The organism is Acinetobacter brisouisimilis, from assembly GCF_000368265.1.
In the GTDB taxonomy this organism is placed as follows: Bacteria; Pseudomonadota; Gammaproteobacteria; order Pseudomonadales; family Moraxellaceae; genus Acinetobacter.
In genome coordinates, this window is sequence record NZ_KB851219.1 from 725,850 (window position 1) to 751,754 (window position 25,905).

The 25,905-nt window shown below is 43.0% G+C and carries 26 protein-coding genes; 16 read left to right on the plus strand and 10 right to left on the minus strand.

Annotated features, from left to right (window positions below; all coding sequences use genetic code 11):
* Positions 1–35: 35 nt before the first annotated feature.
* The 7 genes from F975_RS07155 (at position 36) to F975_RS07185 (ending at position 6,873) form a co-directional block, all read left to right on the plus strand.
* Positions 36–1,403, plus strand: coding sequence for a trimethylamine monooxygenase (locus F975_RS07155; RefSeq protein WP_004751766.1), 1,368 nt, complete (start codon positions 36–38; stop codon positions 1,401–1,403).
* Between the two features lie 478 nt (positions 1,404–1,881).
* Positions 1,882–2,391, plus strand: a complete 510-nt coding sequence (locus tag F975_RS07160) for a dimethylamine monooxygenase subunit DmmA family protein (protein WP_004751768.1) — start codon at positions 1,882–1,884, stop codon at positions 2,389–2,391.
* Complete coding sequence (locus tag F975_RS07165; protein ID WP_004751770.1) at positions 2,379–3,320, plus strand: PDR/VanB family oxidoreductase; 942 nt, start codon at positions 2,379–2,381, stop codon at positions 3,318–3,320. The genes F975_RS07160 and F975_RS07165 overlap by 13 nt, the downstream gene beginning before the upstream one ends.
* 10 nt (positions 3,321–3,330) lie before the next feature.
* Positions 3,331–4,344, plus strand: a complete 1,014-nt coding sequence (locus tag F975_RS07170) for a heme-dependent oxidative N-demethylase family protein (RefSeq protein ID WP_004751772.1) — start codon at positions 3,331–3,333, stop codon at positions 4,342–4,344.
* Between the two features lie 52 nt (positions 4,345–4,396).
* Positions 4,397–5,527 carry an aminomethyl transferase family protein gene (locus tag F975_RS07175; RefSeq protein ID WP_004751774.1) on the plus strand — a complete coding sequence of 377 codons (1,131 nt, stop codon included), beginning with the start codon at positions 4,397–4,399 and terminating at the stop codon, positions 5,525–5,527.
* Positions 5,528–5,728: 201 nt separating this feature from the next.
* On the plus strand, positions 5,729–6,307 hold the full coding sequence (locus tag F975_RS07180; protein ID WP_004751776.1) for a helix-turn-helix domain-containing protein: 579 nt from the start codon (positions 5,729–5,731) through the stop codon (positions 6,305–6,307).
* Positions 6,308–6,327: 20 nt separating this feature from the next.
* Positions 6,328–6,873, plus strand: coding sequence for a GNAT family N-acetyltransferase (locus F975_RS07185; RefSeq protein WP_004751778.1), 546 nt, complete (start codon positions 6,328–6,330; stop codon positions 6,871–6,873).
* Positions 6,874–7,035: 162 nt separating this feature from the next.
* Here the strand turns inward: F975_RS07185 and F975_RS07190 are convergent, their stop codons facing one another.
* Complete coding sequence (locus F975_RS07190; RefSeq protein ID WP_004751779.1) at positions 7,036–7,632, minus strand: GNAT family N-acetyltransferase; 597 nt, start codon at positions 7,630–7,632, stop codon at positions 7,036–7,038.
* Between the two features lie 112 nt (positions 7,633–7,744).
* Between F975_RS07190 and F975_RS07195 the strand changes: the two genes are divergently transcribed.
* A complete protein-coding gene (locus F975_RS07195; RefSeq protein ID WP_004751781.1) occupies positions 7,745–7,924 on the plus strand; it encodes a hypothetical protein in 180 nt (59 codons plus the stop codon).
* 173 nt (positions 7,925–8,097) lie between these two features.
* On the opposite strand, the gene F975_RS07200 is transcribed toward F975_RS07195, so the two are convergent.
* The 7 genes from F975_RS07200 to purU form a co-directional block, all read right to left on the minus strand.
* On the minus strand, positions 8,098–8,436 hold the full coding sequence (locus tag F975_RS07200) for a P-II family nitrogen regulator (RefSeq protein WP_004751783.1): 339 nt from the start codon (positions 8,434–8,436) through the stop codon (positions 8,098–8,100).
* Positions 8,437–8,499: 63 nt separating this feature from the next.
* Positions 8,500–9,165, minus strand: a complete 666-nt coding sequence (locus tag F975_RS07205) for a sarcosine oxidase subunit gamma (RefSeq protein WP_004751785.1) — start codon at positions 9,163–9,165, stop codon at positions 8,500–8,502.
* The gene (locus F975_RS07210) at positions 9,165–12,065 is read right to left on the minus strand and encodes a glycine cleavage T C-terminal barrel domain-containing protein (protein WP_004751787.1); all 2,901 of its coding nucleotides are present in this window, start codon (positions 12,063–12,065) and stop codon (positions 9,165–9,167) included. The genes F975_RS07205 and F975_RS07210 overlap by 1 nt, the downstream gene beginning before the upstream one ends.
* Entirely contained in the window at positions 12,062–12,379 is a 318-nt protein-coding gene (locus F975_RS07215; RefSeq protein ID WP_004751790.1) for a sarcosine oxidase subunit delta, read from the minus strand. The genes F975_RS07210 and F975_RS07215 overlap by 4 nt, the downstream gene beginning before the upstream one ends.
* Before the next feature lie 10 nt (positions 12,380–12,389).
* The gene (locus F975_RS07220; RefSeq protein WP_004751791.1) at positions 12,390–13,628 is read right to left on the minus strand and encodes an FAD-dependent oxidoreductase; all 1,239 of its coding nucleotides are present in this window, start codon (positions 13,626–13,628) and stop codon (positions 12,390–12,392) included.
* Positions 13,629–13,655: 27 nt separating this feature from the next.
* Complete coding sequence (folD, locus tag F975_RS07225; RefSeq protein ID WP_004751793.1) at positions 13,656–14,564, minus strand: bifunctional methylenetetrahydrofolate dehydrogenase/methenyltetrahydrofolate cyclohydrolase FolD; 909 nt, start codon at positions 14,562–14,564, stop codon at positions 13,656–13,658.
* Positions 14,561–15,430 carry a formyltetrahydrofolate deformylase gene (purU, locus tag F975_RS07230; RefSeq protein ID WP_004751795.1) on the minus strand — a complete coding sequence of 290 codons (870 nt, stop codon included), beginning with the start codon at positions 15,428–15,430 and terminating at the stop codon, positions 14,561–14,563. The genes folD and purU overlap by 4 nt, the downstream gene beginning before the upstream one ends.
* 324 nt (positions 15,431–15,754) lie before the next feature.
* Here purU and F975_RS07235 point away from each other — a divergent pair, with 324 nt between their 5' ends.
* Together F975_RS07235 and F975_RS07240 are read left to right on the plus strand one after the other, a co-directional pair.
* Positions 15,755–16,606: a 3'(2'),5'-bisphosphate nucleotidase CysQ family protein gene (locus F975_RS07235; RefSeq protein WP_004751797.1), complete on the plus strand. Its 852-nt coding sequence runs from the start codon at positions 15,755–15,757 to the stop codon at positions 16,604–16,606.
* A 58-nt stretch (positions 16,607–16,664) separates the two neighbouring features.
* A complete protein-coding gene (locus tag F975_RS07240; RefSeq protein ID WP_004751799.1) occupies positions 16,665–17,408 on the plus strand; it encodes a histidine phosphatase family protein in 744 nt (247 codons plus the stop codon).
* A gap of 45 nt (positions 17,409–17,453) precedes the next feature.
* Here the strand turns inward: F975_RS07240 and rpsT are convergent, their stop codons facing one another.
* On the minus strand, positions 17,454–17,720 hold the full coding sequence (rpsT, locus tag F975_RS07245) for a 30S ribosomal protein S20 (RefSeq protein WP_004751801.1): 267 nt from the start codon (positions 17,718–17,720) through the stop codon (positions 17,454–17,456).
* 205 nt (positions 17,721–17,925) lie between these two features.
* On the opposite strand from rpsT, the gene F975_RS07250 reads away from it, so the two are divergent.
* The 6 genes from F975_RS07250 to F975_RS07275 all read left to right on the plus strand — a co-directional run bounded on the left by F975_RS07250 (position 17,926) and on the right by F975_RS07275 (position 24,635).
* Positions 17,926–18,606, plus strand: coding sequence for a Rossmann-fold NAD(P)-binding domain-containing protein (locus tag F975_RS07250; RefSeq protein WP_004751803.1), 681 nt, complete (start codon positions 17,926–17,928; stop codon positions 18,604–18,606).
* On the plus strand, positions 18,591–19,109 hold the full coding sequence (rraA, locus tag F975_RS07255) for a ribonuclease E activity regulator RraA (RefSeq protein ID WP_409410256.1): 519 nt from the start codon (positions 18,591–18,593) through the stop codon (positions 19,107–19,109). Before F975_RS07250 ends, rraA begins: the two co-directional genes overlap by 16 nt.
* A 1,061-nt stretch (positions 19,110–20,170) precedes the next feature.
* Positions 20,171–20,968, plus strand: coding sequence for a 2-keto-4-pentenoate hydratase (mhpD, locus tag F975_RS07260; protein WP_004751807.1), 798 nt, complete (start codon positions 20,171–20,173; stop codon positions 20,966–20,968).
* Between the two features lie 24 nt (positions 20,969–20,992).
* The gene (locus F975_RS07265; protein WP_004751808.1) at positions 20,993–21,889 is read left to right on the plus strand and encodes an acetaldehyde dehydrogenase (acetylating); all 897 of its coding nucleotides are present in this window, start codon (positions 20,993–20,995) and stop codon (positions 21,887–21,889) included.
* A 12-nt stretch (positions 21,890–21,901) separates the two neighbouring features.
* Positions 21,902–22,933 carry a 4-hydroxy-2-oxovalerate aldolase gene (dmpG, locus tag F975_RS07270; RefSeq protein ID WP_004751810.1) on the plus strand — a complete coding sequence of 344 codons (1,032 nt, stop codon included), beginning with the start codon at positions 21,902–21,904 and terminating at the stop codon, positions 22,931–22,933.
* A 391-nt stretch (positions 22,934–23,324) separates the two neighbouring features.
* Complete coding sequence (locus F975_RS07275) at positions 23,325–24,635, plus strand: OprD family outer membrane porin (protein WP_004751812.1); 1,311 nt, start codon at positions 23,325–23,327, stop codon at positions 24,633–24,635.
* Positions 24,636–24,966: 331 nt separating this feature from the next.
* Here the strand turns inward: F975_RS07275 and hcaR are convergent, their stop codons facing one another.
* Positions 24,967–25,866: a DNA-binding transcriptional regulator HcaR gene (hcaR, locus tag F975_RS07280; protein WP_004751814.1), complete on the minus strand. Its 900-nt coding sequence runs from the start codon at positions 25,864–25,866 to the stop codon at positions 24,967–24,969.
* Positions 25,867–25,905: the final 39 nt, after the last annotated feature.

The following is a 25,905-nucleotide window of genomic DNA, read 5'->3' on the forward strand; positions in this document are numbered from 1 at the left end:
TAACTCTTTTAATAAAATCACATGGGGATAAAGCTATGACGCGAGTTGCAATTATAGGTGCAGGGCCAAGTGGGATGGCGCAATTAAGAGCATTTCAGTCTGCTCAAGCTAAAGGTGCGGATATTCCTGAAATCGTTTGTTTTGAAAAACAGGCGGATTGGGGAGGGCTATGGAATTATACATGGCGCACAGGGATCGATGAAAATGGTGAACCTGTGCATGGCAGTATGTACCGTTACCTATGGTCAAATGGCCCGAAAGAAGCCTTAGAGTTTGCTGATTATAGTTTTGATGAACACTTTGGCAAACCGATTGGGTCATATCCTCCACGTGCAGTGCTTTGGGATTACATTAAAGGGCGGGTCGAAAAAGCCAATGTACGCCGTTATGTGCGTTTCAACAGTGCCGTGCGTCATATTGAGTTTAATGAACAGACTCAGCAGTTTGCAGTGAGTGTGCATGACCATAATCAAGATGTGGTGTATACCGAAATCTTTGATTATGTCGTGGTCGCCAGCGGGCATTTCTCTACACCAAAAGTGCCTGAATATGATGGTTTTAAAAGTTTTGGCGGGCGCATCTTACATGCGCATGACTTTAGAGATGCTCTAGAGTTTAAAGATAAAACTGTGTTGGTGGTGGGCAGTAGCTACTCTGCCGAAGACATTGGTTCACAATGCTACAAATATGGCGCAAAACAGATTATTAGTTGTTATCGCAATAGCCCGATGGGTTATAAATGGCCTGCAAATTGGTCAGAACGCCAGAAATTATTACGTGTTGATCAGACACATGCGTACTTTGCTGATGGAACAAGTGCCGAGGTTGATGCCATTATTTTATGTACAGGTTATCTGCATCATTTCCCGTTTATGGAAGAGTCAATTCGTTTAAAAACCGATAACCGTTTGTATCCACTGAGTTTGTATAAAGGCGTTGTTTGGGAGAAAAATCCTAAACTGTTTTATTTGGGCATGCAAGACCAGTGGTATACCTTCAATATGTTTGATGCGCAGGCATGGTATGTGCGCGATATTATTTTAAATCGTATGGCTTTGCCGAGTTTATCAGAAATGCAGGCGCATACTTTAGCATGGCATGAAGAGGAAAAGACCCTGACTGACGCCGCACAAATGTATAAGTTTCAGGGCGATTATATTTTAGAGTTGATAGAAGCTACCGATTATCCGACTTTTGATATTGAAGCTATGCGTTTAATTTTTCTTGAATGGAAAAAGCATAAAAAAGAAAACATCATGACCTTCCGCGATCATATTTACCGTTCAGCGATTACAGGCACGTTGGCAGCACCGCATCATACACCGTGGCTAGATGCCCTTGATGATTCGCTTGAAGCTTACTTGACGGATACGCCAGAAGTGCCACAGAAAAAAGTGGGGTAGGTGTTGTGAAGAGAGAAGGAGTAATTTTTTAAAAATTTAATCCTTTCTTTGTAATCCTAATTGGCATTTGCTCGTGCAGAACGTCATCCACAACCTGCGTGGTTTATATAATATATTGTTTTTGCGATGTAATTAAATAGCTGCTGATGTTGAACAGGTTTTGTGGATGACAAATGGTTTTGGTTCTTTTGCCGAAACAAAAGAATAGATGAGCTCCAATCATAGAATTATAAAAGGTAAGACTCCGCTATGAGCTGTCTTTGATATTAAGCCTTTCAAATTATCGGTATCATTTATAAGAATCTTAAAAGCATTAAACTCTCTCAAAACCAGTCAATTCACTTGACTGGTTTTTTGCTTTTTTAAACTCCACGAACTTGCATTACCCCCTTAGAGGTATGTTTTAAAGGGAATTGATTGAATGAATTAAATAATTTAAATATTTGATTATATTAATTTATTTATTGGAGTAACTGCCATGCAAGAGGCAATGCGAAGCACTCCGAGTTATCGGCAGGCACAGAAGCTCAAACCTGTACATGGGCAATATCTGTTGATATTACAACAAGCCAATACATTGGAAGCACAGCATCTGGCTGAACAGTTTGCAGCATTCCCGACGTTGCTTGCAACTTCAGAGGCATTTTTAGATGAACTCACAGCCCAGTTGCAACAGGCACATGCAGGCCTGCATGTGGTGTTGTGTGGCGATGAAATCTTTTTATGGCAAGTCACGCAAAGCTTGATGGCACAAGGCTTGATGAAAGATGAAATTCAACTGGTTCAAACCCAGACCGAACTCAAAAAAGTTTACTGCGTACATTGTGGTGAAACGCAAACCACGACTGCCGAAGAGTTTTGCAGTTGTGAGCATTGCGGTGTGTATTTACTGATTCGCAGCCATTTTTCCGAGCGTTTGGGGGCGTATATGGGGGTATGTGCCAACCCTGATCAACCGATGCAAGCGGAGGGCGTATGTCTACATTAATTCCTGTGCGTGTGCGCGATATTCAGCAAGTCACACCACTGATTCGTGAATTTACTTTGGAAGCGCTGGATCAGCCTTTACCTGCATTTTCTTCTGGAAGCCATGTGGTGGTGCAGTTACCTTTGCCCGATCGGATATTGCGTAACGCCTATTCCTTGACCAATGATCCCGCACATGATGATCACTACAAAATCGCGGTACGCCTGCAGGATGACTCGCGGGGCGGCTCTCGGTTTTTACATGAACAGGTCATGATTGGTGATGTACTAAATATCTCCGCGCCGCTGAATTTATTTGCATTACATTCACAGGCACACAAGCATGTGTTTATTGCAGGTGGCATCGGGATCACACCATTTTTGGCACATATCCGTGAGCTGATGCATACAGGTGGCAATTTCGAGCTGCACTACGCCTGCCGCGATCAAATCAGCAATGCCTATGAAACGCTGCTGACCGAGTTATTTCCTGAGCAGGTGCACATCTATTCGGAAAAAACTGCGCGCCGTTTGGATGTGATGCAGTTGTTGCAGCAACAAAGTTTAAACAGCCACGTTTATGTCTGTGGCCCAGAGCGCCTGACTCAGGCGGTACAAGATGCAGCGCAAACTTTGGGCTGGTCAAAGCAGCGTGTTCACGCCGAAGCTTTTGCAGCGCCTGCTGCAGGTGCAGCATTTACAGCCTATCTCACTCAAAGCCAACAGGAAATTGAAGTTCCGAGTGATTACAGCCTGCTTGAAGCCTTAGAAAAACATGAAATTCCCGTGACCAGTTTATGTCGTGGTGGCGTGTGCGGGCAGTGTGCAACCAAATATACAGGTGATGTTGAGCATCATGACCATTATTTAAACCCACAGGAACGTGAGCAATTGTTGATGCCGTGTGTGTCACGAGGCAAACAGGGCTGTCGGATTGAGCTTGAGCTATAGGAGAACTGCCATGACCGTACAATTTAACCCTACGGAAAATATGCGTGATCAGTTTCATTATCACAACAGTGCCAAAGCCATCGCACGGTTTCCATTTCCATTTCCTGAAGACAGTTACATGTATTCGGTGAATATCGAACCTGCATTATCTAAACCAGGAACGATCTTTGAACATTGGTTTGACATTGACGAGCATTATCTGACCGAGGTCAATGAGCGTGCCTTGACCCTGAAAAATGACCCGAAACGCTGCATTGTGTTGCCGCATATGCAACAGGCAGCGTGGGATTTTCTGAAAATGGCAATGCTGCACTTGTCAGCAGATTATCCCGAACATTTTCAATTAGAACGACAAGGCAAGGCGTGGCACTGGATCAATCGCCCGATGAATATCGATGTGCATTTCCAGTTTGGCGATGACTCAAGCTTGCCGCTACCCGCATTTGAGTTTATCTCACGCCAGTTGCAAGGCGATATTGCCTTGCTGGATCAGCGTGAAGGTGATCTGTTTATGGATGCAGGCATGATTACAGGTCCTGCGGACTGGTCTCTAAACTTTGATGCAGGCATGAGCTTTAAACAGTGGCATGCTCCAGTTCCGAAACTGGCACATGACGCAGGTGTGTTTGAACGGGCGCTGAAATTTCTACTCAACATTCAAGTCGGACATCCATACCGCCGCCTTAACTGGACCATGACCATTAATCCACGTATGGACACCTCTTCAGAAACTTTTCATTTGTGGGGGCACGAGCGTGGCTTGGTCACCAAAGACAATGTAGGCGAGTTAGTGCATTTACGGGTTGAACTGCAAATGATGCCACGTCTTGCACGTAGCAATGCACTGTTATTTAGCATCCGTACTTATCTGATTAGCCTGAATGATCTGGTCACCAATCCCGCATGGGCAAAACGCCTGCATCGGGTGATTCGGGACTTGCCTGAGTCAATTGCCGACTACAAAGGCATTAGCCGTTACCGTGAACCACTGGTGCAATGGCTGAGTCAGTTCGATCAAGAATAAACCATGATTTAACAATGAATTGATATTGATACAAAATGAAGGAAAAATACTTATGGCAAATTTATGGCGTATTTCAGCACTAGCAGAACGTCACCGTCAGCTTGGCTCAAATCTGGAAGACTGGAATGGTATGGGCACGGCATGGACCTATGCCAGTGATACTGCCGAGCATTATCTGGCGATCCGAACCAAAGCAGGTTTGATGGACGTTTCAGGTCTGAAAAAAGTGCATTATGTGGGACCACATGCAGAAAGCTTGCTTGAATATGCCACCTCACGCGACATTTCCAAGCTTTATCCAGGCAAATCGGTATATGCCACCATGTTGAATGAAGAAGGAAAATTTGTCGATGACTGCGTGATTTACCGTACAGGGCCGAATGCCTTTATGGTGGTACACGGCACAGGGATTGGCTTGGAAATGCTGACCCGTTCGGCAACAGGCCGCCAAGTTGCGGTGCTGTTTGATGATGACCTGCATGATTTATCCTTACAAGGGCCTTTGGCAGTGGATTTCCTTGCCGAATATATCCCTGATATTCGCAACTTGCCGTATTTCCATCACATACAGACCAAACTGTTTGGTTGCCCTGTGATGATTTCACGCACAGGCTATACGGGCGAGCGTGGTTATGAAATTTTCTGCAAGGCGATGGATGCACCGCTGATTTGGGATACGATTTTAGAAAAAGGCGCGAAGTATGGGATTATTCCATGCTCATTTGTAACCTTGGACTGGGTGCGTGTGGAAAGTTATTTACTGTTTTATCCTTATGATAACTCTGAATATTTCCCGTTTAAAAATGATAAGTCAGGCGATAGCTTATGGGAACTGGGACTCGACTTTACCGTTTCACCGAGTAAGGGCGAGTTTCGAGGTGGCTATGAGCATAAACGCTTGCAAGGTAAAGAGCGCATCAAGATTTTTGGTGTGATGCTCGAAGGTGAGCAAGCTGCGCAAATGGGCGATACCTTGTGGGATGGAGATACGCAAATCGGGGTGATTACCTGTGGTATGTATTCACCGCTCAGCAAGAAGTCAGTGGCTTTAGCACGGGTTGACGTACCTTATGCGGTGCAAGGACGCGAGATTCAGGTCAAAGGCAGTTTGGAAGTTAATGCGATTACGCATACTTTACCATTTGATGATCCACAAAAACTCAAAAGAACAGCGAAAGGTTAATTTGCTTCATTGCATCCAAAATCCTGCATCAAGCAGGATTTTTTTATGGGAATTTGCTGTGTCATTTAAATAGCCTAAGCATTTTAAAAAGATTAACGCGCAGATCAGAATTAAAACTATACAAAATTCGCTTGCATCTATTTTTTAAATTCTATTATATTGGATATATATTCTAATATATTGAATATGAAAAGGAGGGTTATGAGCGAACAACAACCTGATATTAATCAGCATATCGCCCAGCATATTCGTGAACTACGCCTTGCCAAAGGCTATTCACTTGAGCAGTTGGCGGCACGAAGTGGGGTTAGTCGCTCCAGTATTTCCCTGATTGAACGTGCTGCAACCAGCCCCACCGCGGTGATTCTTGAAAAACTTGCTGCCGCTTTGGATGTTTCATTGGCGAGCCTATTTGTCTTTGATGTAACAATCAGCGAGTCACAACCGTTATTGCGTTATGAGCAGCAGAAGCAATGGCGTGATCCTGCATCAGGTTATCTGCGACGGAATTTGTCGCCTATGAGTGTGGCATCACCAATGCAACTGGCTGAAATTACTTTCCCTGCAAATACGCAGGTTTCTTATGACTTTGTACCGCGTGAGGTCAAAGTTTATCAACAGATTTGGCTGTTAGACGGTGAAATGAAAATTCACTGTGGCGAGCAGAGCTATACCTTGCAACAAGGTGATTGTCTGTCGATTCAGTTGAATCAACCCATCATTTTTCAAAATTTCACAGCCAATGAAGCTCGTTACTTGGTAGCAGTGTGTGAAATGTAATGACAATAGGAATACAAGCAATGTACAAAAGTGAAAATATTCAACTCATTGAATGTAATGAAGCTGAGCATGCCCAAGCCATTTTAGACATTTTTAATGAAGCAATTTTAAACTCAACGGCGTTGTATGATTATAAACCGCGCAGTTTGGAACAGATTCAAACTTGGTTTGCCTCTAAACGTGAACATGGTTTTCCTGTGATTGGAGCAGCCGATATTGAAGGCAAGTTACTTGGCTTTGCCAGTTGGGGCGGCTTTCGCGCATTCCCTGCGTATAAATATACGGTTGAACACAGTATTTATATTCAGCATGAAGAACGTGGGCGCGGTTTAGGAAAACTGTTGTTGCAAGCCCTGATTGAACGTGCAAAACAACACGGGCAGGTACATGTGCTGATTGGTTGTATTGATGCCAGCAATCAGGCGAGCATAGCCTTGCATGAACGTTTGGGTTTTGAACATTCGGGAACATTCCCGCAGGTCGGTTTTAAGTTTGGACGTTGGCTGGATGCGGCATTTTACCAGTTGATTCTGCCAACACCTTTAAATCCAAAAGATGATGTTTGAGATGAAATAGAAATCTGAGAGAGCAGGATCAAATTGTGATTAAAAGTTCCTTCTCCCTTTTTGGATGAGGAACTCTGTTTCGCAAGAGGATGAAGATCTCTTAACGGTGAGTCTATTATTTAAAAAATGACTGATGAAAAACGCCTTTTATATCAAAAATTGTTAATACACTTTCTGCAATAAATCCTGCAAATGCGCTTTGATCTCTGCCCATTCTCCAGCACGAATACTGTACATGACAGTATCGCGCACTGTGCCATCTTTGCGCGGTTGATGATGGCGCAAAACTCCATCTTTTTTTGCTCCTAAACGCTCAATCGCACGTTGGCTGCGATAATTAAAATTATCCGTACGAAAGCCCACGAGCTGTGCACCCAAATTTTCAAAGGCATGACGTAACAACAGAAATTTACAGGTGGTATTGACATGGGTTCTCTGCACCGAAGTGGCATACCACGTATAACCAATTTCAAGGCGCTGAATGTTGGGCACAATATCGTGATAACTGGTGGTTCCGAGCACTTTGCCTGTTTGCGTGTTAATCACTGCAAAGGCTTGGCGTAACTGCTGTTCGCGCTGTTGTAAGGCGTGTTCAATATAGGCTGCAACCTGATCGGGATGTGGCGCGGAAGTCACGCGAATATTCCACAGTTCGCCATCTTGTGTAGCTGTAATCAAACCTTGCAAATGTTCGATACTCAGCGGTTTGAGGCGAATGTTGCCATGTTCAAGAGTTGGTGCAGCAGCTAACCAGTTCATTTTGTTTATACTCGATCAAGTAAGGATATGGAGATAGAAAAGCAGAATCTGACTCGACTTTTTTCATTACTTCCTTTCTCCCAATGAGAGAAATCAAAGAGGAGCAATCATTATGAAAGCAGTCGGTTTTCTCTGTAAAAATAACAAAAAGAGTAAAGCAAGTCTAAAAATCAATGCAGGCTTGACTCTTTATCATTCATGGCAAGCTTTAATGAAGGATAGAACACTTCTAGGGTTAATATTCAAGATCGATTTGGCTGTCTTTGAGAGTAGTTTGCATCAGGGATTCTGATCTTGATGAAGAAATCAAAGATGAGAGACATAGATGATGCTCGATCTTTAAAAAAAGTGAGGAGAGTACTCCACGAAGCAATCAAGCTTTTGTTGTACTGTCCCTTATAATGCATATATGGCGGCATCCATGCTGCCGATCATGAGCATTCAGATTGTATCTGGAATTTGGTTTTATAATGCATCCACACCAGTTTCGCCTGTGCGAATCCGAATTACCTGTTCTAGATGGGATACAAAAATTTTGCCATCACCAATTTTACCTGTTGCGGCAGCTTTGCTAATCGCTTCAATGGCTTGATCCAGTGCTGAATTGTCCAGTGCAATTTCAAGTTTGACTTTAGGTAGAAAATCCACCACATACTCTGCACCGCGGTACATTTCAGTATGTCCTTTTTGTCGACCTGCGCCTTTGACTTCAGTCACGGTTATACCTTGGACACCAATAGCTGCGAGTGCTTCACGCACATCATCAAGTTTGAACGGTTTTATAATTGCGGTAATCAGTTTCATTGTTATATCCTCTTAAAGTAAAAGACACCTGAAACATTCAGATGTCTGGTCGGTTGTTATAATTTAAATTAACCCTTCAATGCCGCTAATCTCACCGCCGAATTCTGAAATGGCATCTTGCAGGACTTGCCACAAATACAGCGCTGCGGCACGGTCGCAGAGAATATTCAGTTTTTGCGTTTGCAGGTCGCCGACATTGATCACGATGGCATTCACCCGTGCCACCGAGGTTTGCGCCACTTTACCGACAGGAAAGGTTTCAGGCGATAAATCCACGGCACAGAGTTTTGCCATAATTTCGGTATTGAACTGACCTGTCAGTTGTATCCATGCGTGGCTGTCCTGACGCGGTAGTAAATAGTTGGCATATTGTTCATCGGGTTGCCAGTCATTTTCAAGCTGGGTAATCCGTTCGCCAAAATCATCCAGACTGCCCAAAACTAAATATTCCGTCATCGACAGTCGCGCAATCCAGCTGCCATCGACCTGTGCCAAGGCATGGTTGGGGTGTTCAGGCAGACTAAAACCAAAACGGTGCAAATAGGCTGCGCTGTCCAAGCCACGAAAACCCACACGAGACAAATTGGTCAGGTCAACTACCGCACAGTGCTGAATTTTTCGTTCAGCCTGTGAAGTCGCTTCACTTAAAAATTCGCGTTTGCTGCGCCCAAAAGCATTATAAGGTTGCTGTGCAATTGGGCTGCATTCAGTTGCTAGAGTTTGCATCATCAAACCTCCTGCCGTTGGTTGTCTGGATCATAAAAGGGTGCTTTGACCACTTTGGCATGGACCATTGCGCCATGTTCTACCCGAATCGGGAAGTTTTGCCCGATTTCACTTTGTTCAATCCCGACATAGGCCAAGCCAATAATCTTGTCGAGGGTTGGTGAGTATTCACAAGAGGTAATGTTGCCTGTGATTTTGTCGCCATTGAGGACAATATGTCCTTCAAGCGGTTGAGTCTGATGTTTGTCCAGTTCAAAGGCGACCAGTTTGCGTTTTAAAGGCTGTGCTTCCAAAATCGCAATCGAACGTTTGCCGACAAACCACGGTTTTTTGCGTGCAACCGCCCAGCCCAGATCCACCTCTTGTGGATGGGTCATGCCATCGGTATCTTGACTGATGATAATGTGACCTTTTTCAAGGCGCAGTAAACGCTGGCTTTCCACGCCAAATGGCTGCATGTTAAAGGATTGACCTGCCTGCATGAGGGTATCCCACATATACTCGCCAAAACGCGCAGGGAAATGGATTTCATAACCGAGTTCGCCGACAAAGCCGACCCGTAAAATCCGCACAGGAATGCCATGAATCGTGCCGGTACGCACGCCCAAATAAGGGAAAGCTGCATTGGATAAATCCACATCCTGACAGACTTTTTGCATGACTTGGCGTGAATTCGGCCCTGCAATATTCAGCGCAGCAAGGGCTGTGGTGACGTTGGCAATATCAACACTGAGACGCCACTGGGCATTCCATTTCAACATTTGCTGATAAATCCGATCAACACCGCTGGTAGTTGCAGTCACATAAAAATGGTTGTCACTCAGGCGTGCAGCCACACCATCATCAATTACCACGCCATGTTCATTGGTCATCACGGCATAACGGGTTTTCCCAACAGGAAGTTTGGCAAAACCAAAGGTATATAAACGGTTTAAGAACTCGGCACTATCTGGACCACGAACATCTAGTCCACCCAGGGTTGAGACATCAATAATGCCGACATTTTGATGCACGTTTTGTACTTCACGGGCAATGTGTTCTAGGCGCTGTTCAGGATTGCCATAAAAAGCAGGGCGCTGCCAGTTGCCCGCAGGCATCATTTTCGCACCTGCTGCAAGATGGCGAGCATGCATTGGGGTTTGGCGAAATGGGTCGAAACCACGCCCCGCAACATGTGCCAGTTTCTCGGCAGTAAACGGAGGGCGGGCAGTAGTCACACCTGTTTCGCTGATACTCCGTTGAGTCGATTTTGCCACCAAACGTGCTGTTGGCAGTGCAGAGTGACGTCCTTGCGATGGTCCCATACCCACAGTTGAAAAGCGTTTGACCAGTTGTACATCTCGATAACCACTTTTGGTGGCATTGACGATATCGCGAATTTGCAGGTCTTCATCGAAATCGACAAATTCCTTGCCTTTAGGATGTTCGAAGATCGGCCAAGGAAAATTCATCGAGCTTTCTTTAACGTTTGGTGCAGTGATTTTGCTGGCATCTTCACCACGCAAAGCGGCAACGGCAACTTTGGCAATGTAACTGGCATCTTGCAAAACATGCTCAATCTGGTGAATGCCATTGACCGAACCTGTAATCGACAAGCCTTTTGGTAAACCTGAAATGTTAAATGCCGCTTGTTGATCGTTGTAGCTCAGCTTACCACCCGCCTGACATAGCAACTGATACACAGGCATGTAACCTGCCGACATGCACAGGACATCGCAGTCAATTTTTTGAGCGTTGGCATCGACCTGACCTTCGGCTACGATGCGGCGTACATCTACGCCAGTCAAATGCTGCATGCCACTATTGTGCAAGGCTTCATATACAGTGCTACTCAAATGGCAGGCGATGCCTTTGGCTTTTACCGCACTCAATAAGGTGGTATCAGATGCTACAGGACGCATATCCACCACGGCTTTGACGGTTACACCTGCTTCCGCCAAGTCTAGTGCAGTCAAATAACCATCATCATGCCCAGTCAACACCACTGCCGTTTGCGCAGGTTTGACTGCATACAGTTTCATCAGGCGCTGCGCTGCACTCGACAAAATCACACCAGGCAAGTCATTGTTACGGAAAATCACGGGTTGATCGAAGCTGCCGCTCGCTACAATACATTGCGCTGCACGGACTTTGTACATGCGTTTGCCTTGAATAATCGGCAAATAATGATCGGTAAACCATGCATTGCAAGTGGCTTCAGTCAGTACAGTAATCTGTGCGTGTTGTTCAACTGCACTGACTAGACGTTGTTTGAGTTCAGCCGCTTGTTTGCCTGCGGCATCAAGGCGGGCATAGTTCAGGCTACCACCCAAGATTTTCTCTTGTTCAATTAGTAGGACTTTTGCACCTGCTTCTGCTGCAGTCAGTGCTGCCTGTAAACCCGCAGGGCCTGCACCAATAATGGCGATATCGGTAAACAAATAGGCTTTGTCGTAATATTCAGGCTGAAAGTTGAGATCCAGAACCCCCAAACCTGCTTTTTTACGAATAATCGGTTCCCAAAGTTTCCAGATGCCTTTTGGTTTGTAAAATGAGCGATAGTAAAACCCGACAGGCATAAACTTGGAAAATTTACCCAAAAAGGCATCGGAATCTTTTAGGAGTGAACCTGAAAAGTTTTGTCCAGTGACTTGCATATTCGGTTTAATCACCGTGGTATCAGCAAGTACGTTGGCTTCTTCAGGCAGTTGTACCAAAGTGTTGGCATCTTGCCCCGCCATGGTCAGTGGTGCGCGTGGACGATGGTATTTAAATGAGCGTGACATAATCCAGCGCTGATTTGCCACCAGCGCACTGGCAATACTGTCACCTGCAAAACCTTGGAAACGACTGTGGTCAAATTCAAATTCAACAGGCTGTTGACGATTAATTAACAACCCATAAGGCAGGGGTAATCGGTTCATATCATAGACTCCTTCTGAACTGAAGATGGGCTGCTTTCATTAAATTCGACCCGTTGCTGGAACAGCTCTTTTGGGTCATAGGTTTTTAAAATTTCATCGGTGATGGTGTTGCGCTCAGCAATAAACCAGTAACTGCTCGGAGCATGCATCCACCATTCACGTACCACACCTGCAAGGTTATCGCAGTTAAAGACATAATCTGCCCACTCTAGGTCGCTACAGTGGTTCTGGTCTGGCATGTCTTTGAGTTCGCCACCATAAACAAATTCACTGATATTGCGTGGACCATTGAGTGGACAAGGCATAATTTTCATCAGATTCTCCTTAGTGGCTCGCCGCAGTTGCGCCCATTTCATTAACTTGCTGGAAGGTGCTGAAACGCTCCAGTGCAAAAGGTTCAATCAGGCGAGGGGTTTTGCCTGTTGCCACCAGTTCCGCCATGGTCTTGCCGCAGATCGGCGTGGCTTTAAAGCCCCATGTGCCCCAGCCAGCATCGAGGTAATAATTATCGACAGGGGATTTCCCCATAATCGGGCTGTAGTCGGGGGTCATATCGGTAATGCCTGCCCATTGGCGCATAAGTTTGACATTGGCCATAAATGGGAACATTTCAATGGCATGTGCCAGTAAGCTTTCTTTCAAGTCTAGCGTCGAACGAGTGTTATACAGTGGATATGGATCTGAACCACCCCCAAACACGATTTCGCCACGACTGGTTTGTTGTACATAACAGTGCAAAGCCGATGAACTGACCAGAGGTGTCAGGAAGGGTTTAAACGGCTGAGAAACCATCGCTTGTAACGGGAAGGTCTGAATGGGCGCACGGATCTTGGCTTTTGCCATCAAAATCGAAGATGCACCTGCAATTGCCTGTACCGCACAGCCACATTGCACTGTGCCACGATTGGTTTTGATGGCTTTGATTTTATTGTTCTCAATCACCAGATCTTGCACTTCGGTGAGCTGATGAATTTCCACCCCGCGTTTAGCCGCTTCTTTGGCATAACCCCAAGCCACGGCATCGTGACGTGCGGTTGCCCCATCAATATGCCAAAGCCCAGCCAATACAGGCAAATGTGCAGGATCAAGATTTAGGCAAGGCACCAACTCTTTAATCTGCTGGCGATCCAGCATTTCAGTACGCCCACCAAAGTGCTTGTTGACTTCAGCACGTTGACGGAAGGCACGGACAGTCGAGTCAGTATGCGCCAAGGTGAGCTGACCACGCTCGGAGTACATGATGTTGAAATCAAATTCGTTAGAAAGATTTTTAAACATTTTGACCGATTCGGCATAAAACTCGACACCTTCAGAGGTCAGGTAGTTGGAACGAATGACCGCCGTATTACGTGCAGTATTGCCCCCACCCAAGTAGGCTTTTTCCAGAACCGCAATATTGGTAATGCCATGATATTTTGACAGATAGTAGGCTGTCGCAAGACCATGCCCACCACCACCAATAATCACCACATCATAATGCGGTTTCAGAGCCGTCGGTGGAGGTAAATCCACTTCGACAGGATATTCAGAACTTAATCCATATTTCAGTAGACTAAATGGCATGAGTCCTCCACAGCGCTAGGCATTGACTTAAACGGAAGTTGAATGAGTTTGTGCATGCTGCAACTTCGCGGCATGTACTGTATTTTTCATCAGGTAGGCAATGGTCATTGGACCAACACCACCGGGTACTGGGGTAATGGCACTGACCATCGGCAGGACATCTTCATAGTCCACATCACCCACCAGACGGTTTTTGCCATTTTCCTGAATGCGGTTAATGCCGACATCAATCACCACTGCATTGGTTTTTAAATAAGATGAGTTGATCATGCGCGGACGTCCCACCGCTGCGACCACGATGTCACCCAACTGGCAAAGCTGTGCCAAATCCTGACTTTTAGAATGCACCACAGTTACGGTGCAGTTTTCCTTGAGCAGTAAAGCTGCCATCGGTTTGCCGACAATATTGGAACGTCCAACCACAACAGCGTGCAGTCCAGTCAGATCGCCCAAAGTATCTTTAAGCAAGCGAATACAGCCTGTTGGCGTGCAAGGGGTAAGCACATCACGCCCCTGACTTAAACCGCCGACATTTTCACTGTGGAAACCATCGACATCTTTTTTCGGGTCAATCCGTTCCAGAACCGCGGTTTCATCGATATGTTTTGGCAGTGGCAGTTGTACCAAGATGCCATGTACGCTGTGATCTGCGTTCAGTTCATCAATTTTGGCGAGTAGTTCCGTTTGGCTAAGTTCGGTAGGAAAACGAAATTCCAGTGAGCGAATGCCAACCATCAAGGCTTTTTCGACCTTGTTACGGACATAGACTTGACTTGCAGGGTCTTCACCGACCAAAACCACAGCGATGCAAGGTGTAATACCTTGCTGTTGCAGAGCAGCAACATCGTGTTTAACTTCTTCGAGTACCTGTGCAGCGGTGGCTTTACCATCGATGACGGTAATTTCAGATGTTGTAAATTGACTGAGTAAACTCATTTGAACACCACCGTACGATTGTCGTTGAGGAATACGCGGTGCTCGACAAAGTATTTCACCGCTTTAGACAGCGCGATGGTTTCTGTGTCACGACCAAGAGAGACCAAATCTTCAGGCATATAGGCATGGTCAACGCGTTGCACGGCTTGCTCAATGATTGGACCTTCATCCAGGTCACTGGTCACAAAGTGCGCCGTTGCACCAATCAGCTTTACGCCACGGTCAAAGGCTTGGTGATAAGGTTTTGCACCTTTAAAACCTGGTAAGAATGAATGGTGAATGTTGATGGCACGACCTGATAACTGTTTGCACAGATCGTTAGACAAAATCTGCATATAACGTGCAAGAATGACCAGTTCAGTGCCTGTTTCATCAACAATTTTGATCAGCTCTTGTTCTTGCTGTGTTTTATTGCCTTTAGTGACAGGCAAGTAGATAAAGCGAATCCCTTCACGTTCTGCAACTGCACGCAAATCTAAGTGGTTGGAAACAATCGCAGTAATTTCAAAATCTAACTCACCTTTGTGATAGCGATACAGTAAGTTCAGTAGACAGTGGTCAAATTTACTCACCATAATCAAAACCTTAACAGGCTGATTTTGATTATAAAAAGTGGCTTGCATGTCAAAAGCATCACTCACGTTGCTAAAGTTTGCTTTGAGCTGTTCAATATCTCCATCGACCCCAGCATTGAAACGGAACACAGCACGCATAAAGAAATGCCCTGTAGTTTCATCGTCAAATTGTGCCATTTCACTGATATAGCAACCGTTACTTGCTAAATACCCTGAAACTGCTGCAACAATTCCAGATGCTGCAGGACAACTAATTTTTAATACATATTGCTCAATTTGGTGGTGTGCCATGGTGGTGCTTCCTCGCCGTGTGGTCTTTAGGAAAATTCCCCTTTAAAAATTCTTCATGGGAAAATTATTTTCTTCAAGGTAATTTATATAAAAATTTAACCACGTCGTCTAGCACTTTTTGAATTTTTTTTTCCTGATAGGAAACTTTTGTGAGGTATCTCATTGGGAGTAGAGCATCATATTGCTGTGCAATATTTTTTCTTATGAAGAATAAAGCAAGGATTGTGCCTAGATTTTCAATAAACCCAAAAAATCTAGTCCATTGAGCTGTATTTCAAAGAATGAGGCGGTATGATGAGTAAATCGTGAAAATGAGAAGCAATCATGTTTGTGCCAAGCGATCGCCCCAATGATGAATTAATACATGCTGTTGTGCAGATTTTGCAGCAAGCCAGTGAAATTATTCGGCAGGAATATCTGAACTTTTGTCAGGGAGAAAAATTTCATGTGCAGACCAAACATGATGATTCACCCGTAACGCAGGCCGATTTAAAAGCCAATCAGTTTATTGAAGCTGCATTGCAAGAACTCACGCCAACACTGCCACTTTTATCAGAAGAAAATGAACATCATGAGCGGCATTCTTGGTCACACTGCTGGTTACTTGATCCTTTAGATGGCACCAAAGAGTTTTTACATCAACGCCCAGAGTTTACGATTAATCTGAGTCAGATCGAAAATGGTAAAACCCTGTTTTCTGCCATTGCCATTCCTGCACAGCAATTGATTTATATTGGCTATTTGGATCAATATCCTTATAAATACGATGCAGAGCAACAGCAATGGTCTATTTATCAAATCCCTGAGACCCAGACACTTGAGCCGATTCATGTTGGGTTGAGCCATAGTAGTAAGCAACCCGAATATCAGCAGTTTATTGAGATTTTGCAGCAAGATCATGCGATTGAAACCTCACATGCAGGCAGTGCTTACAAATTCTGTATGATGCTGGAAGGCAAAATTGATTTGTATCCGCGTTTCCATCCCACTTCAGAATGGGACACCAGTGCAGGGCAAGGGCTGCTCGAAAGTATTGGCGGTGGTTTAGTCAGTTTGTCTGGGGAGCCATTTATTTATAATCAGCGTCGCCGTTTATTGAATGATGGCTTTATTGCATTTTCACAACCTGCATATCAGGAAATCGCGTTGAATGCACTTCGCCTAATGATGAAATGACATTGCAGTCCAAAAGCAGCATGATATAGTGGACAAGTAACCACTTGAATCCAGAAGAATGTCATTACAGTTATTACCTCAAAGCATGTATCGGGCCATTGATTTACTTCCTGATATCACCACACCTGTGACTTTATTTACACGACACTCGGTTCGTGAAGTTGTGGCTGGGCAAGGTTTGGCGGGATATGACTTGCAGTTGACAGGTGAGGGGCGTGAACTGGCACAGGCGTGGGGCTGTTATTTAATTGAAAATACAGGGCGTGTAATTGAACAGTGCATGTCTAGCCCAATTCAGCGCTGTGTCGATACTGCTGCATTGATGATTCAGGGCGCAGATCAGATCACACAGAATGCCAATACCCATCATATTGAAATTGTGGAACAGGGCTTACTGGTTGAACCAGGGAGCTTTGTGCTGGATATTCAGCAGGCAGCGCCGTATTTTCGCCAGCAAGGTGCATTGGGTTTTATTAACAGTTTTGTGAATAATGCTTTACCTGGCATGAAACACCCGATTACGGGCGTGGTCGATGTTCTGGAACTGATATATAACGCTCATCCGCAGCACAGTGGTGGTTTAACGCTTGCGGTCAGTCATGACACGATTATTGCAGCTATGCTGGCAGTCATGCGAAATCAGACCCTGTTAGAAAAAAGTGACTGGCCTGAAATGATGGAAGGGGTGTTCGTCTGGTTTGAAGGCGATAACTTTGCCGATAGCGTGCTGAAGTGGATCTGGCGCGGTAAGATTCACCAGTTGTCCATTCGTGAATTTATCCAGCAAAAAAGCGGATCTTGAACCAATAAAAAAGCCCCAAATTTGGGGCTTTTTTATAATGCAAAATTAGTTAGCTAAAGCTTTAACTTGTGCATTCAAACGGCTCTTATGACGAGCAGCTTTGTTTTTATGGATGATGCCTTTATCAGCCATACGGTCGATTACAGGAACAGCTTTTTTGAAAGCTTCTGTAGCAACAGCATAATCACCAGCTGCGATTGCACTTAAAGTACGTTTGATGTAAGTACGAACCATAGAACGCAAGCTTGCGTTGTGTTTGCGCGCTACAACGTTTTGACGCGCACGTTTTTTTGCCTGAGCAGAGTTTGCCACTCTTGCACTCCTTGAAATAGATTGGTCTGGGCGGGCTGAAACAATACTGAAACTACTCAGATTGCCTTCACCAGCCCGTAAACAAGTGCGATATTTTGATGAATCAGCGTTATGAAGTCAAGTATTATCAGGGTTTGATCGACTTTTGCAGTCAAAAAAAGTATAAAATCTAAACATAATTATCGCTCTAGATGAATATCTTCTCATGCAAAAAGTAAAAATACAAAGTGCAATTGTAATTGGAGCAACAGGCTTGATTGGTCAGCAGTTGGTGCAGCAATTGCTACAGCTTCCCGAATGCCTAAAAATCACCCTGATCTTACGCCGTGAACAGATTCAGTACCAAGGAAACAGTAAGATTCAACAATTGGTTCTGGATGATTTTTTGCTATTGAATGAAGAAGATGTCAGTCAGCATACACATGCTTTTAGTTGTCTCGGCACAACTTTAAAGCAAGCAGGCTCGCGCCAAGCCTTTTATGATATTGACTACGGCATCAACATGCATTTTGCCGAGCTTCTACAAAATAAGCACATACATTATCTGCTGGTCAGTGCCATGGGAGCATCGCCAGATTCTCGTTTTTTCTATAATCGGGTCAAAGGTGAGTTAGAGCGTGACGTTCAGGAATTTGACCTCGATACCATTTCTATTTTGCGTCCATCACTACTGATTGGTGAGCGTGAACATTCGCGAATTTTTGAAGGTTTGGGACAAAAATTATTTCATTGTACAGAACGGTTTTTACCGCGATACTATCGCTATAAACCTGTGACAGCATTACAGGTGGCTAAGACTATGGTCGCGGCTGCAATGCTACAAACCGAACACGTTCGAATTTATAATAACTTAGATATACAAAACACAACATGGAGCACAGTATGACAGCATTTGTAACTTGTGATTTACTGGATGATCATCCTGACAGCAATATTCAGGTGCTTGGTCCGAGTCTGGACAACAAATTTTTTAAAAGTTATGGTGGTCGTAAAACCTTTGGTGGTGAAATTGTCACAGTTAAATGCTATGAAGATAATTCACGTGTAAAAGAATTACTTGCCAGTGATGGTACGGGTAAAGTGCTGGTGGTGGATGGCGGTGCATCTATGCGCTGTGCGCTCATGGGCGATATGATTGCTGAATCTGCAGTACGTAATCACTGGAATGGTGTGGTGATTTACGGTTGTGTGCGTGATGTCGATGCGATGGCAGAACTGGATTTGGGCGTGCATGCTTTGGCAGCTATTCCACGAAAAAGTAACCGTCAGGGTGTGGGGGTGATTGATATTGCACTGCATATTGGCGGAGTGATTATTATCCCAGGAAATTATATTTATGCTGATAATAATGGCATTATTATTTCAGAAGAAAAACTGGTAGAACTTTGATTAAACAGTTTAAATCAAGATTGTTAACACTGTCATCATGACAGTGCAAATAGATCAAAGAACAAGTTTAGTCCAACAGGTTGAGCTTGTTTTTTTATTTGAGGGCTTTGTAAAATTGGTTTGAATTTGAGCGTTTGAATGAGTTTCTTTTTGCCCTTGGGCAACTATATATGCTTTATTTAAAACAGACTCTCTCTACTTTCGATTTAACCATTCAGTGAATTTAGGCTCTAATTGTCATAGGATTGGATTTGTAATCATCAAGCCAACGGAGTGAGTGCCTTATTAGGCTTCTTTTATTCATTTGTTTTTAATTGTCTTGCACTTAATGGAAGTGTCATTCAACTGTCAAGAATTATTTAGTATACCGCCATATTGAAGAATCTTTATATTGCGTAGCAATATCTGACGGAATATGCTGCGATCAATCATTGCTAGAACTTCGTGATACTAAAGCAACATAAATATTCGCGACAGTATGTTGATTTTTATTTTAATTTCAGTTGATTTAATATTATAAATGCTTTGACTGATCTATTTTTCCCCGTGAGAAAATACAAAGGGTGGATAAAATATGATGAAAAAAGCCTAAGCATGCATGCTTAAAAACAGTTTTTAGACAAAGCTGTATAGTGATCTTTTTTATTAGGTTTCTTTATTGGCTCATTTTATACTCTATTGAAATATATTTAAATTTTTTCTAAAAGAGAATAAGTCAGTCATCAGTTATGATAGAAAATAGATCTATTGATTCAAATAATTAAAGATCAATTACAACGCTGTAGTAATTTGTTTGGTATTGGCCTAAGGCTATAATCGATTTATTTTTAGACATAGAACCTATAGTAAGAAATAAAATAAGTATTGGTATTCTATTCGACTTTTTCCCATTCTTATCCTCGCTTAGAGCTAGGTTTAATTTCAATAGATTTCTTTTATTCGTCCTTTTTCTCTTTTTTGGAGAAATACAAAAAAGACGTCTAATAAATCAAAAATGCTTGATTTATATTTCTTTTCTTAGCTCAAGGTGTTTTAAAAATTTAACTTTTAAGGAAAAGTTGATGTCAAATTCTGCTGTAGTTGAGTCAGTTGCCTTAAGATTAAGGCAAGCTGAATTATTACAGGCGGCGATAACTCCTATTCGTTCCGAACTTGGTGGTGAAAGCGCTGATGTAGATATTGCCTATGCAGTGCAAGAGATCAATACGCAACATGCATTATCGGAAGGACGCCGCTTAGTCGGTCGTAAAATTGGATTGACGTCTAAGGTTGTTCAAACTCAACTGGGCGTTGACCAGCCTGATTTTGGTATGTTATTTGCCGATATGGCTTATGGTGACGGTGAAGCCATTCCAGCCGGTTTATTGATCCAGCCTAAAGTGGAAGCTGAAATTGCGTTAGTCATTAATCAGGATTTAACTCAAAAAAAACACACTTATGCAGACATTATTAGTGCAACCGAATATGCACTACCTGCCATAGAAGTCGTGGATAGCCGTATCGAAAACTGGAAAATCTCATTGATTGATACCGTTGCTGATAATGCATCTTCAGCAGCTTATGTTTTAGGTTCACGTCCAGTGAAACTCGAACAGCTGGATCTTGTAAATTGCAAAATGACCATGACCCGCGGCGACGAAGTGGTTTCGCAAGGTGTTGGCAAAGCCTGCCTGTCTAACCCATTAAATGCCGCTGTTTGGTTAGCTGACGAAATGGTACGTCGTGGTCGTCCACTTCTTGCAGGCGATATTATTTTAACGGGTGCGCTCGGACCGATGGTGGTCGCGAACCCAGGTGATGAATTTCACGTTGAAATCGAAGGTTTTGGTTCAGTAACAGCTGCTTTTGCTGCTGAATAATCTAGTTCTTTAGGGAAGTTTTTCATGAAAAAGATTAAATGTGCATTGATTGGGCCAGGGAATATTGGTACTGACTTGCTTTACAAACTTCAACGTAGTGACATTCTTGAGCCAGTCTGGATGGTCGGAATTGACCCAACCTCTGAAGGTTTGGCCCGTGCAGAAAAAATGGGCTTAAAAACCACCGCAGAAGGTGTCGATGGTTTGTTGCCACACGTGATCGCGGATGATATCAAGATCGCTTTTGATGCAACCTCTGCCTATGTTCATGCTGAAAACAGCCGCAAGTTAAATGAACTTGGCGTACAGATGATTGACTTGACGCCTGCAGCGATTGGTCCTTTCTGTGTCCCGCCTGTGAATCTGGAAACCTTGCTTGAAGCAGGTGACTTGCCAAACGTCAACATGGTGACTTGTGGCGGACAGGCGACCATTCCGATGGTTGCTGCAATTTCACGTGTTCAACCTGTTGCATATGGTGAAATCATTGCCACAGTATCGACCCGATCTGTCGGTCCTGGTACGCGTAAAAATATCGATGAATTTACCCGTACCACAGCAGGTGCGATTGAAAAGGTCGGCGGAGCAAAACAAGGCAAAGCGATCATTATCATCAACCCGGCTGAGCCACCACTGATGATGCGTGACACCGTACACTGTTTGGTTGAAGGTGAACCCGATCAGGCTGCGATTACACAATCTGTGCATGCCATGATCAAAGAAGTTCAAAAATATGTTCCAGGTTACACACTGGTGAATGGTCCAGTCTTTGATGGCAATCGCGTATCCATGTTCCTTGAAGTTGAAGGGCTGGGCGACTTCCTACCAAAATATGCGGGTAACCTTGACATTATGACTGCTGCTGCTGCGCGTACCGCAGAAATGTTTGCAGAACGTTTACTAGAAACAGCTGAAGCTTAAAAGGATCGCCACATGTCTAAGATTATTATTAATGATATGACTTTACGTGATGGTATGCATCCAATGCGCCATCAAACTACACCTGAGCAAATGGTGAAAATTGCAACTGCACTGGACGATGCAGGTGTGCCTTTAATTGAAGTGACCCATGGTGACGGCTTAGGCGGTAACTCGGTCAACTACGGCTTTGCAGCAGCCAGCGATGAAGAATATCTCAAAGCCGTGATTCCACATCTGAAACAGGCCAAAGTCTCTGCACTGTTACTGCCAGGTATTGGAACGGTCGACCATCTGAAAATGGCACATGATGTTGGCGTTGCTACCATTCGTGTTGCAACCCATTCAACCGAAGCCGATGTATCGGAACAGCATATTACGGCTGCGCGTAAATTGGGTATGGATACTGTGGGCTTCCTGATGATGGCACACATGGCGACTCCAGAGAAATTGCTCGAAGAAGCACAGAAAATGGTGTCTTATGGTGCCAACTGTATCTATGTGACTGACTCAGCAGGTTATTTGTTACCACAAGATGTCACAGATCGCGTGGGTATCTTGCGTGCCAACCTGTCAGCAGACGTGGAAATCGGTTTTCATGGTCACCATAACTTAGGTATGGGTGTGGCAAACTCAATTACTGCGGTAAATGCAGGCGCAGTACGTGTGGACTTGGCCTCTGCAGGTTTAGGTGCAGGTGCGGGCAATACACCGCTGGAACTGTTTGTTGCAGTGGCCAACCGTATGGGATTGGAAACAGGTGTTGATCTGTTCAAGGTTCAGGATATTGCCGAAGACATTATTATTCCAATGATGACTCATCCGATTCGTGCAGACCGTGATGCAGCAACTTTAGGTTATGCTGGTGTGTATTCATCATTCTTGCTGTTTGCTAAACGTGCCGAAGCCAAATATGGTGTTTCTGCACGTGAAATCCTGCTTGAGTTAGGACGTCGTGGCACGGTTGGTGGTCAGGAAGATATGATTGAAGATCTGGCGTTAACTATGTCTAAATCTATTGCACAAGATGTGGCTAAAGTTAGTTAAGTGATTTAATCAATTCAAAAAAGCATCCTTTTTAGGGTGCTTTTTTTATAAAAAAGATACTTATTAACAATAACATGAAAGGTTTTAGCTATTAATAAAAGCAAGGCATCGGAATATCTATTTTTATATTGACATAAAAAATCAATTAAATAAGATTTATTTCCATTCTTTTTAAATAAAAAATAATATAAAACAAGTATTTATTTTTATTGAAGATGGATGTCTATTTAGTGTTATTGTTCATTTATATTTTATAAATATAAAAACATAAATTATCGAATTGTCTAGAATAAAATCAACGGAAAGTTTACTACTGTTGTCTGATATTCGATCTTTGACATGTTCTACATTATAGCGCGCTCATTACATTGTTCGGTTAGGAAAGTAGACAATGCGTCATTATGCTTTATGGATGGCTTTTGTAGGTACAAGTGTTGGAATTACAAGCCCTAATACTTTTGCTGATTTTTTTGAGGATAGTCAAACTCAGCTCAAATTCAAGAATTTCTATTTAGATCGGCAATATGATACTGTATCAAGTAAAAACTGGGGTAGCTGGTCTCAGGGTGTGACTCTAGATACAAAATCAGGCTATGCTGATTTAGGTATGGTGAAAGTTGGTGCTGATCTTTTAGCACAATATGCGGTACGTTTAGATGGACGAGATCGTAATCCAGACTGGGTTTTACCTTATGAAGGAAAGCCTGGAACAGGACAACAGGCTCGGGAGTTTGGTCATATTGGCGCGACATTAAAAGCGCAAGTTGCACAGACTGAAATTCGTGTAGGTGAGTTGCTCCCTGTTACGCCTGTATTGGTTTATGACCCGTCTAGACAACTTTTAACGACTTATAATGGTGCTTGGTTAGAATCGAAAGATATTAAAAACACCAAAGTTACTTTGGGTTATATCAAAAGCATAAATGCGCGTTATGAAAACCAGCCGATGGATTTAGGTTTATGGCCGAAAAATCTGTCTAAAGATAGTAAAGTCAATGGAATGTATATTGCCGGGGTTGATTATAAATTTAACCAGAATGTGCAAGGTTCTTACTTTTATGCAGATGTCGATAATATCTACCAACAAAACTATTTGGGTTTAAGCTATAAAGAAAACCTAAATAAGGATGCGAAATTAGATACCCATATCCGTTTTTTTGATAATCGCCAGTCGGGGGATGCTTTATACGGAAAAATTGATAACCAGGCTTTATCTTTAGGAACCACGCTTACCTATAAGAATCAGACGATTGGTTTGGGCTATCAGCAAATGTTTGGTAAACAAGGATCTAATCCAAGTGCTGCAACTGGTGCACCATATTTCCCAACATTAGCGGGTTGGGTACCACAGCCGTATTTAGATAACTGGGGTGTTGCAAGTTTTATTCGTAAAGACGAACAATCATTGGGTATGACTTATAGCTATAATTTTGCTGGTTGGGGAATCAATGGCTTAAAAGCAACTGCCAAATATTGGGGTGGCTGGAATATTGACTCGCATTATGAAAGTAATGGTGTGAAATCAGGTCGAGGAACAGAAGATGAGTTTAACTTTATTTTAAACTATGTTGTTCCTGAAGGTAAATTTAAAGGTCTAGGTTTTGAATGGATGTATATTGATGTCAACTGGCATAATGTACAAGGCCAGATCAGCAATTTGAAAGAAAACCGAATTGCGACAACTTACACCTATAAATTCTAATTTTTAGGGTAACTGCAATGCTTTTTACAGTTACTCCAAAAAGCAATGGCTATACAGCCATTGCTTTTTTATTGTTTTTATTCGCTCTAGTCATATTTTGATCACATATAAAGGCTAAATTTAAGAAACCCCTTTCGCCAGCTCATAATATTTCTTTTGTGTTTTATTGGCCTATATTTCAATTTTGCTCATGGAGAAAATCAAAAAGTATAATCCGTGATGAAAGAAGCCTATTCTGTAAAAAAAGAAAAAGGATGAGATCCATCCTTTTTCTAATACTTAGGTCTATAAATATGATTAAAATACTATCTAAAACCTATAACTATCAACTTTAGTCTCGATTAATATTTAGGTAAAAAACTTTATTGAGTAGTTCAATAAGTTTCTTGATGCCTATAGATTCGGATTCTTTTCGATAACTTACAAATAAATCAAGATAAGGTAATTCAACTTCTAAAGGGCGAATTACAGTGTTATTGACCGTCAATGGTTCAATATAAGCGGGTAAAATTGCACAGCCCAAACCCATGCCAATTGAATTAATATTAAAGAGAATATTATCTGCTTTTTGTACAATATTAAATTTAATATTGTGGGCTTGTGCGAATTCTAAAATCGTATGGTGGAGAACTGCAGATTGTTCAACAGCAGGAATAATAAAATCAATACCATTCAATGCTTTGACTGGAATACGATCGTACTTGGTTAATGGATGATCTTTATGCAATAGAAAGATCAGGGGTTCACGCAATACAAACTGACTTTGAATTTCATCGGTATTTAGATTCTCTCGTATAAAGGCAACGTCTAATTCACCTTTCTTAAGGGCTTCTATTTGACAAGTATTGTTCATACTCAGCAATTCAATTTTCAAGTCAGGATTTTGTACTCTAAGACTTGGTAAAACATAAGGAAATACTTTCATTTCAGCAACAGGCACAAAGCCAATTGTGAGGAGGTGTTTTTTTGATTTAGCGACTTGGCGAGCCATGGTGACAGCCTTGTCTGCCTCGGCCAGAGTAATTTTTGCCCGTTCTAAAAAAACTTTCCCTTCTTCGGTTAATTCAACTTTACGCTTGGTTCTATGCAGTAGCTTTACCCCGACATACTCTTCGAGGTCTTTAATTTGCTGGCTTAAAGAAGGTTGAGCTGTATATAACTTGAGTGCAGCTTTGCTAAAGTTCAGCTCTTCTGCAACCATAATAAAATAGCGAAGATGACGTAATTCCATAATAGCAATAATCCTAAAAATGCTCGTTTATTTCAGTCA

What these genes read in the sequence shown, in the direction of transcription:
- F975_RS07155 (WP_004751766.1), top strand. Translation starts at nt 36, where the DNA reads ATGACGCGAGTTGCAATTATAGGTGCAGGGCCAAGTGGGATGGCGCAA.
- F975_RS07160 (WP_004751768.1), top strand. Translation starts at nt 1,882, where the DNA reads ATGCAAGAGGCAATGCGAAGCACTCCGAGTTATCGGCAGGCACAGAAG.
- F975_RS07165 (WP_004751770.1), top strand. Translation starts at nt 2,379, where the DNA reads ATGTCTACATTAATTCCTGTGCGTGTGCGCGATATTCAGCAAGTCACA.
- F975_RS07170 (WP_004751772.1), top strand. Translation starts at nt 3,331, where the DNA reads ATGACCGTACAATTTAACCCTACGGAAAATATGCGTGATCAGTTTCAT.
- F975_RS07175 (WP_004751774.1), top strand. Translation starts at nt 4,397, where the DNA reads ATGGCAAATTTATGGCGTATTTCAGCACTAGCAGAACGTCACCGTCAG.
- F975_RS07180 (WP_004751776.1), top strand. Translation starts at nt 5,729, where the DNA reads ATGAGCGAACAACAACCTGATATTAATCAGCATATCGCCCAGCATATT.
- F975_RS07185 (WP_004751778.1), top strand. Translation starts at nt 6,328, where the DNA reads ATGTACAAAAGTGAAAATATTCAACTCATTGAATGTAATGAAGCTGAG.
- F975_RS07190 (WP_004751779.1), bottom strand. Translation starts at nt 7,632, where the DNA reads ATGAACTGGTTAGCTGCTGCACCAACTCTTGAACATGGCAACATTCGC.
- F975_RS07195 (WP_004751781.1), top strand. Translation starts at nt 7,745, where the DNA reads ATGAAAGCAGTCGGTTTTCTCTGTAAAAATAACAAAAAGAGTAAAGCA.
- F975_RS07200 (WP_004751783.1), bottom strand. Translation starts at nt 8,436, where the DNA reads ATGAAACTGATTACCGCAATTATAAAACCGTTCAAACTTGATGATGTG.
- F975_RS07205 (WP_004751785.1), bottom strand. Translation starts at nt 9,165, where the DNA reads ATGATGCAAACTCTAGCAACTGAATGCAGCCCAATTGCACAGCAACCT.
- F975_RS07210 (WP_004751787.1), bottom strand. Translation starts at nt 12,065, where the DNA reads ATGAACCGATTACCCCTGCCTTATGGGTTGTTAATTAATCGTCAACAG.
- F975_RS07215 (WP_004751790.1), bottom strand. Translation starts at nt 12,379, where the DNA reads ATGAAAATTATGCCTTGTCCACTCAATGGTCCACGCAATATCAGTGAA.
- F975_RS07220 (WP_004751791.1), bottom strand. Translation starts at nt 13,628, where the DNA reads ATGCCATTTAGTCTACTGAAATATGGATTAAGTTCTGAATATCCTGTC.
- folD (WP_004751793.1), bottom strand. Translation starts at nt 14,564, where the DNA reads ATGAGTTTACTCAGTCAATTTACAACATCTGAAATTACCGTCATCGAT.
- purU (WP_004751795.1), bottom strand. Translation starts at nt 15,430, where the DNA reads ATGGCACACCACCAAATTGAGCAATATGTATTAAAAATTAGTTGTCCT.
- F975_RS07235 (WP_004751797.1), top strand. Translation starts at nt 15,755, where the DNA reads ATGTTTGTGCCAAGCGATCGCCCCAATGATGAATTAATACATGCTGTT.
- F975_RS07240 (WP_004751799.1), top strand. Translation starts at nt 16,665, where the DNA reads ATGTCATTACAGTTATTACCTCAAAGCATGTATCGGGCCATTGATTTA.
- F975_RS07250 (WP_004751803.1), top strand. Translation starts at nt 17,926, where the DNA reads ATGCAAAAAGTAAAAATACAAAGTGCAATTGTAATTGGAGCAACAGGC.
- rraA (WP_409410256.1), top strand. Translation starts at nt 18,591, where the DNA reads ATGGAGCACAGTATGACAGCATTTGTAACTTGTGATTTACTGGATGAT.
- mhpD (WP_004751807.1), top strand. Translation starts at nt 20,171, where the DNA reads ATGTCAAATTCTGCTGTAGTTGAGTCAGTTGCCTTAAGATTAAGGCAA.
- F975_RS07265 (WP_004751808.1), top strand. Translation starts at nt 20,993, where the DNA reads ATGAAAAAGATTAAATGTGCATTGATTGGGCCAGGGAATATTGGTACT.
- dmpG (WP_004751810.1), top strand. Translation starts at nt 21,902, where the DNA reads ATGTCTAAGATTATTATTAATGATATGACTTTACGTGATGGTATGCAT.
- F975_RS07275 (WP_004751812.1), top strand. Translation starts at nt 23,325, where the DNA reads ATGCGTCATTATGCTTTATGGATGGCTTTTGTAGGTACAAGTGTTGGA.
- hcaR (WP_004751814.1), bottom strand. Translation starts at nt 25,866, where the DNA reads ATGGAATTACGTCATCTTCGCTATTTTATTATGGTTGCAGAAGAGCTG.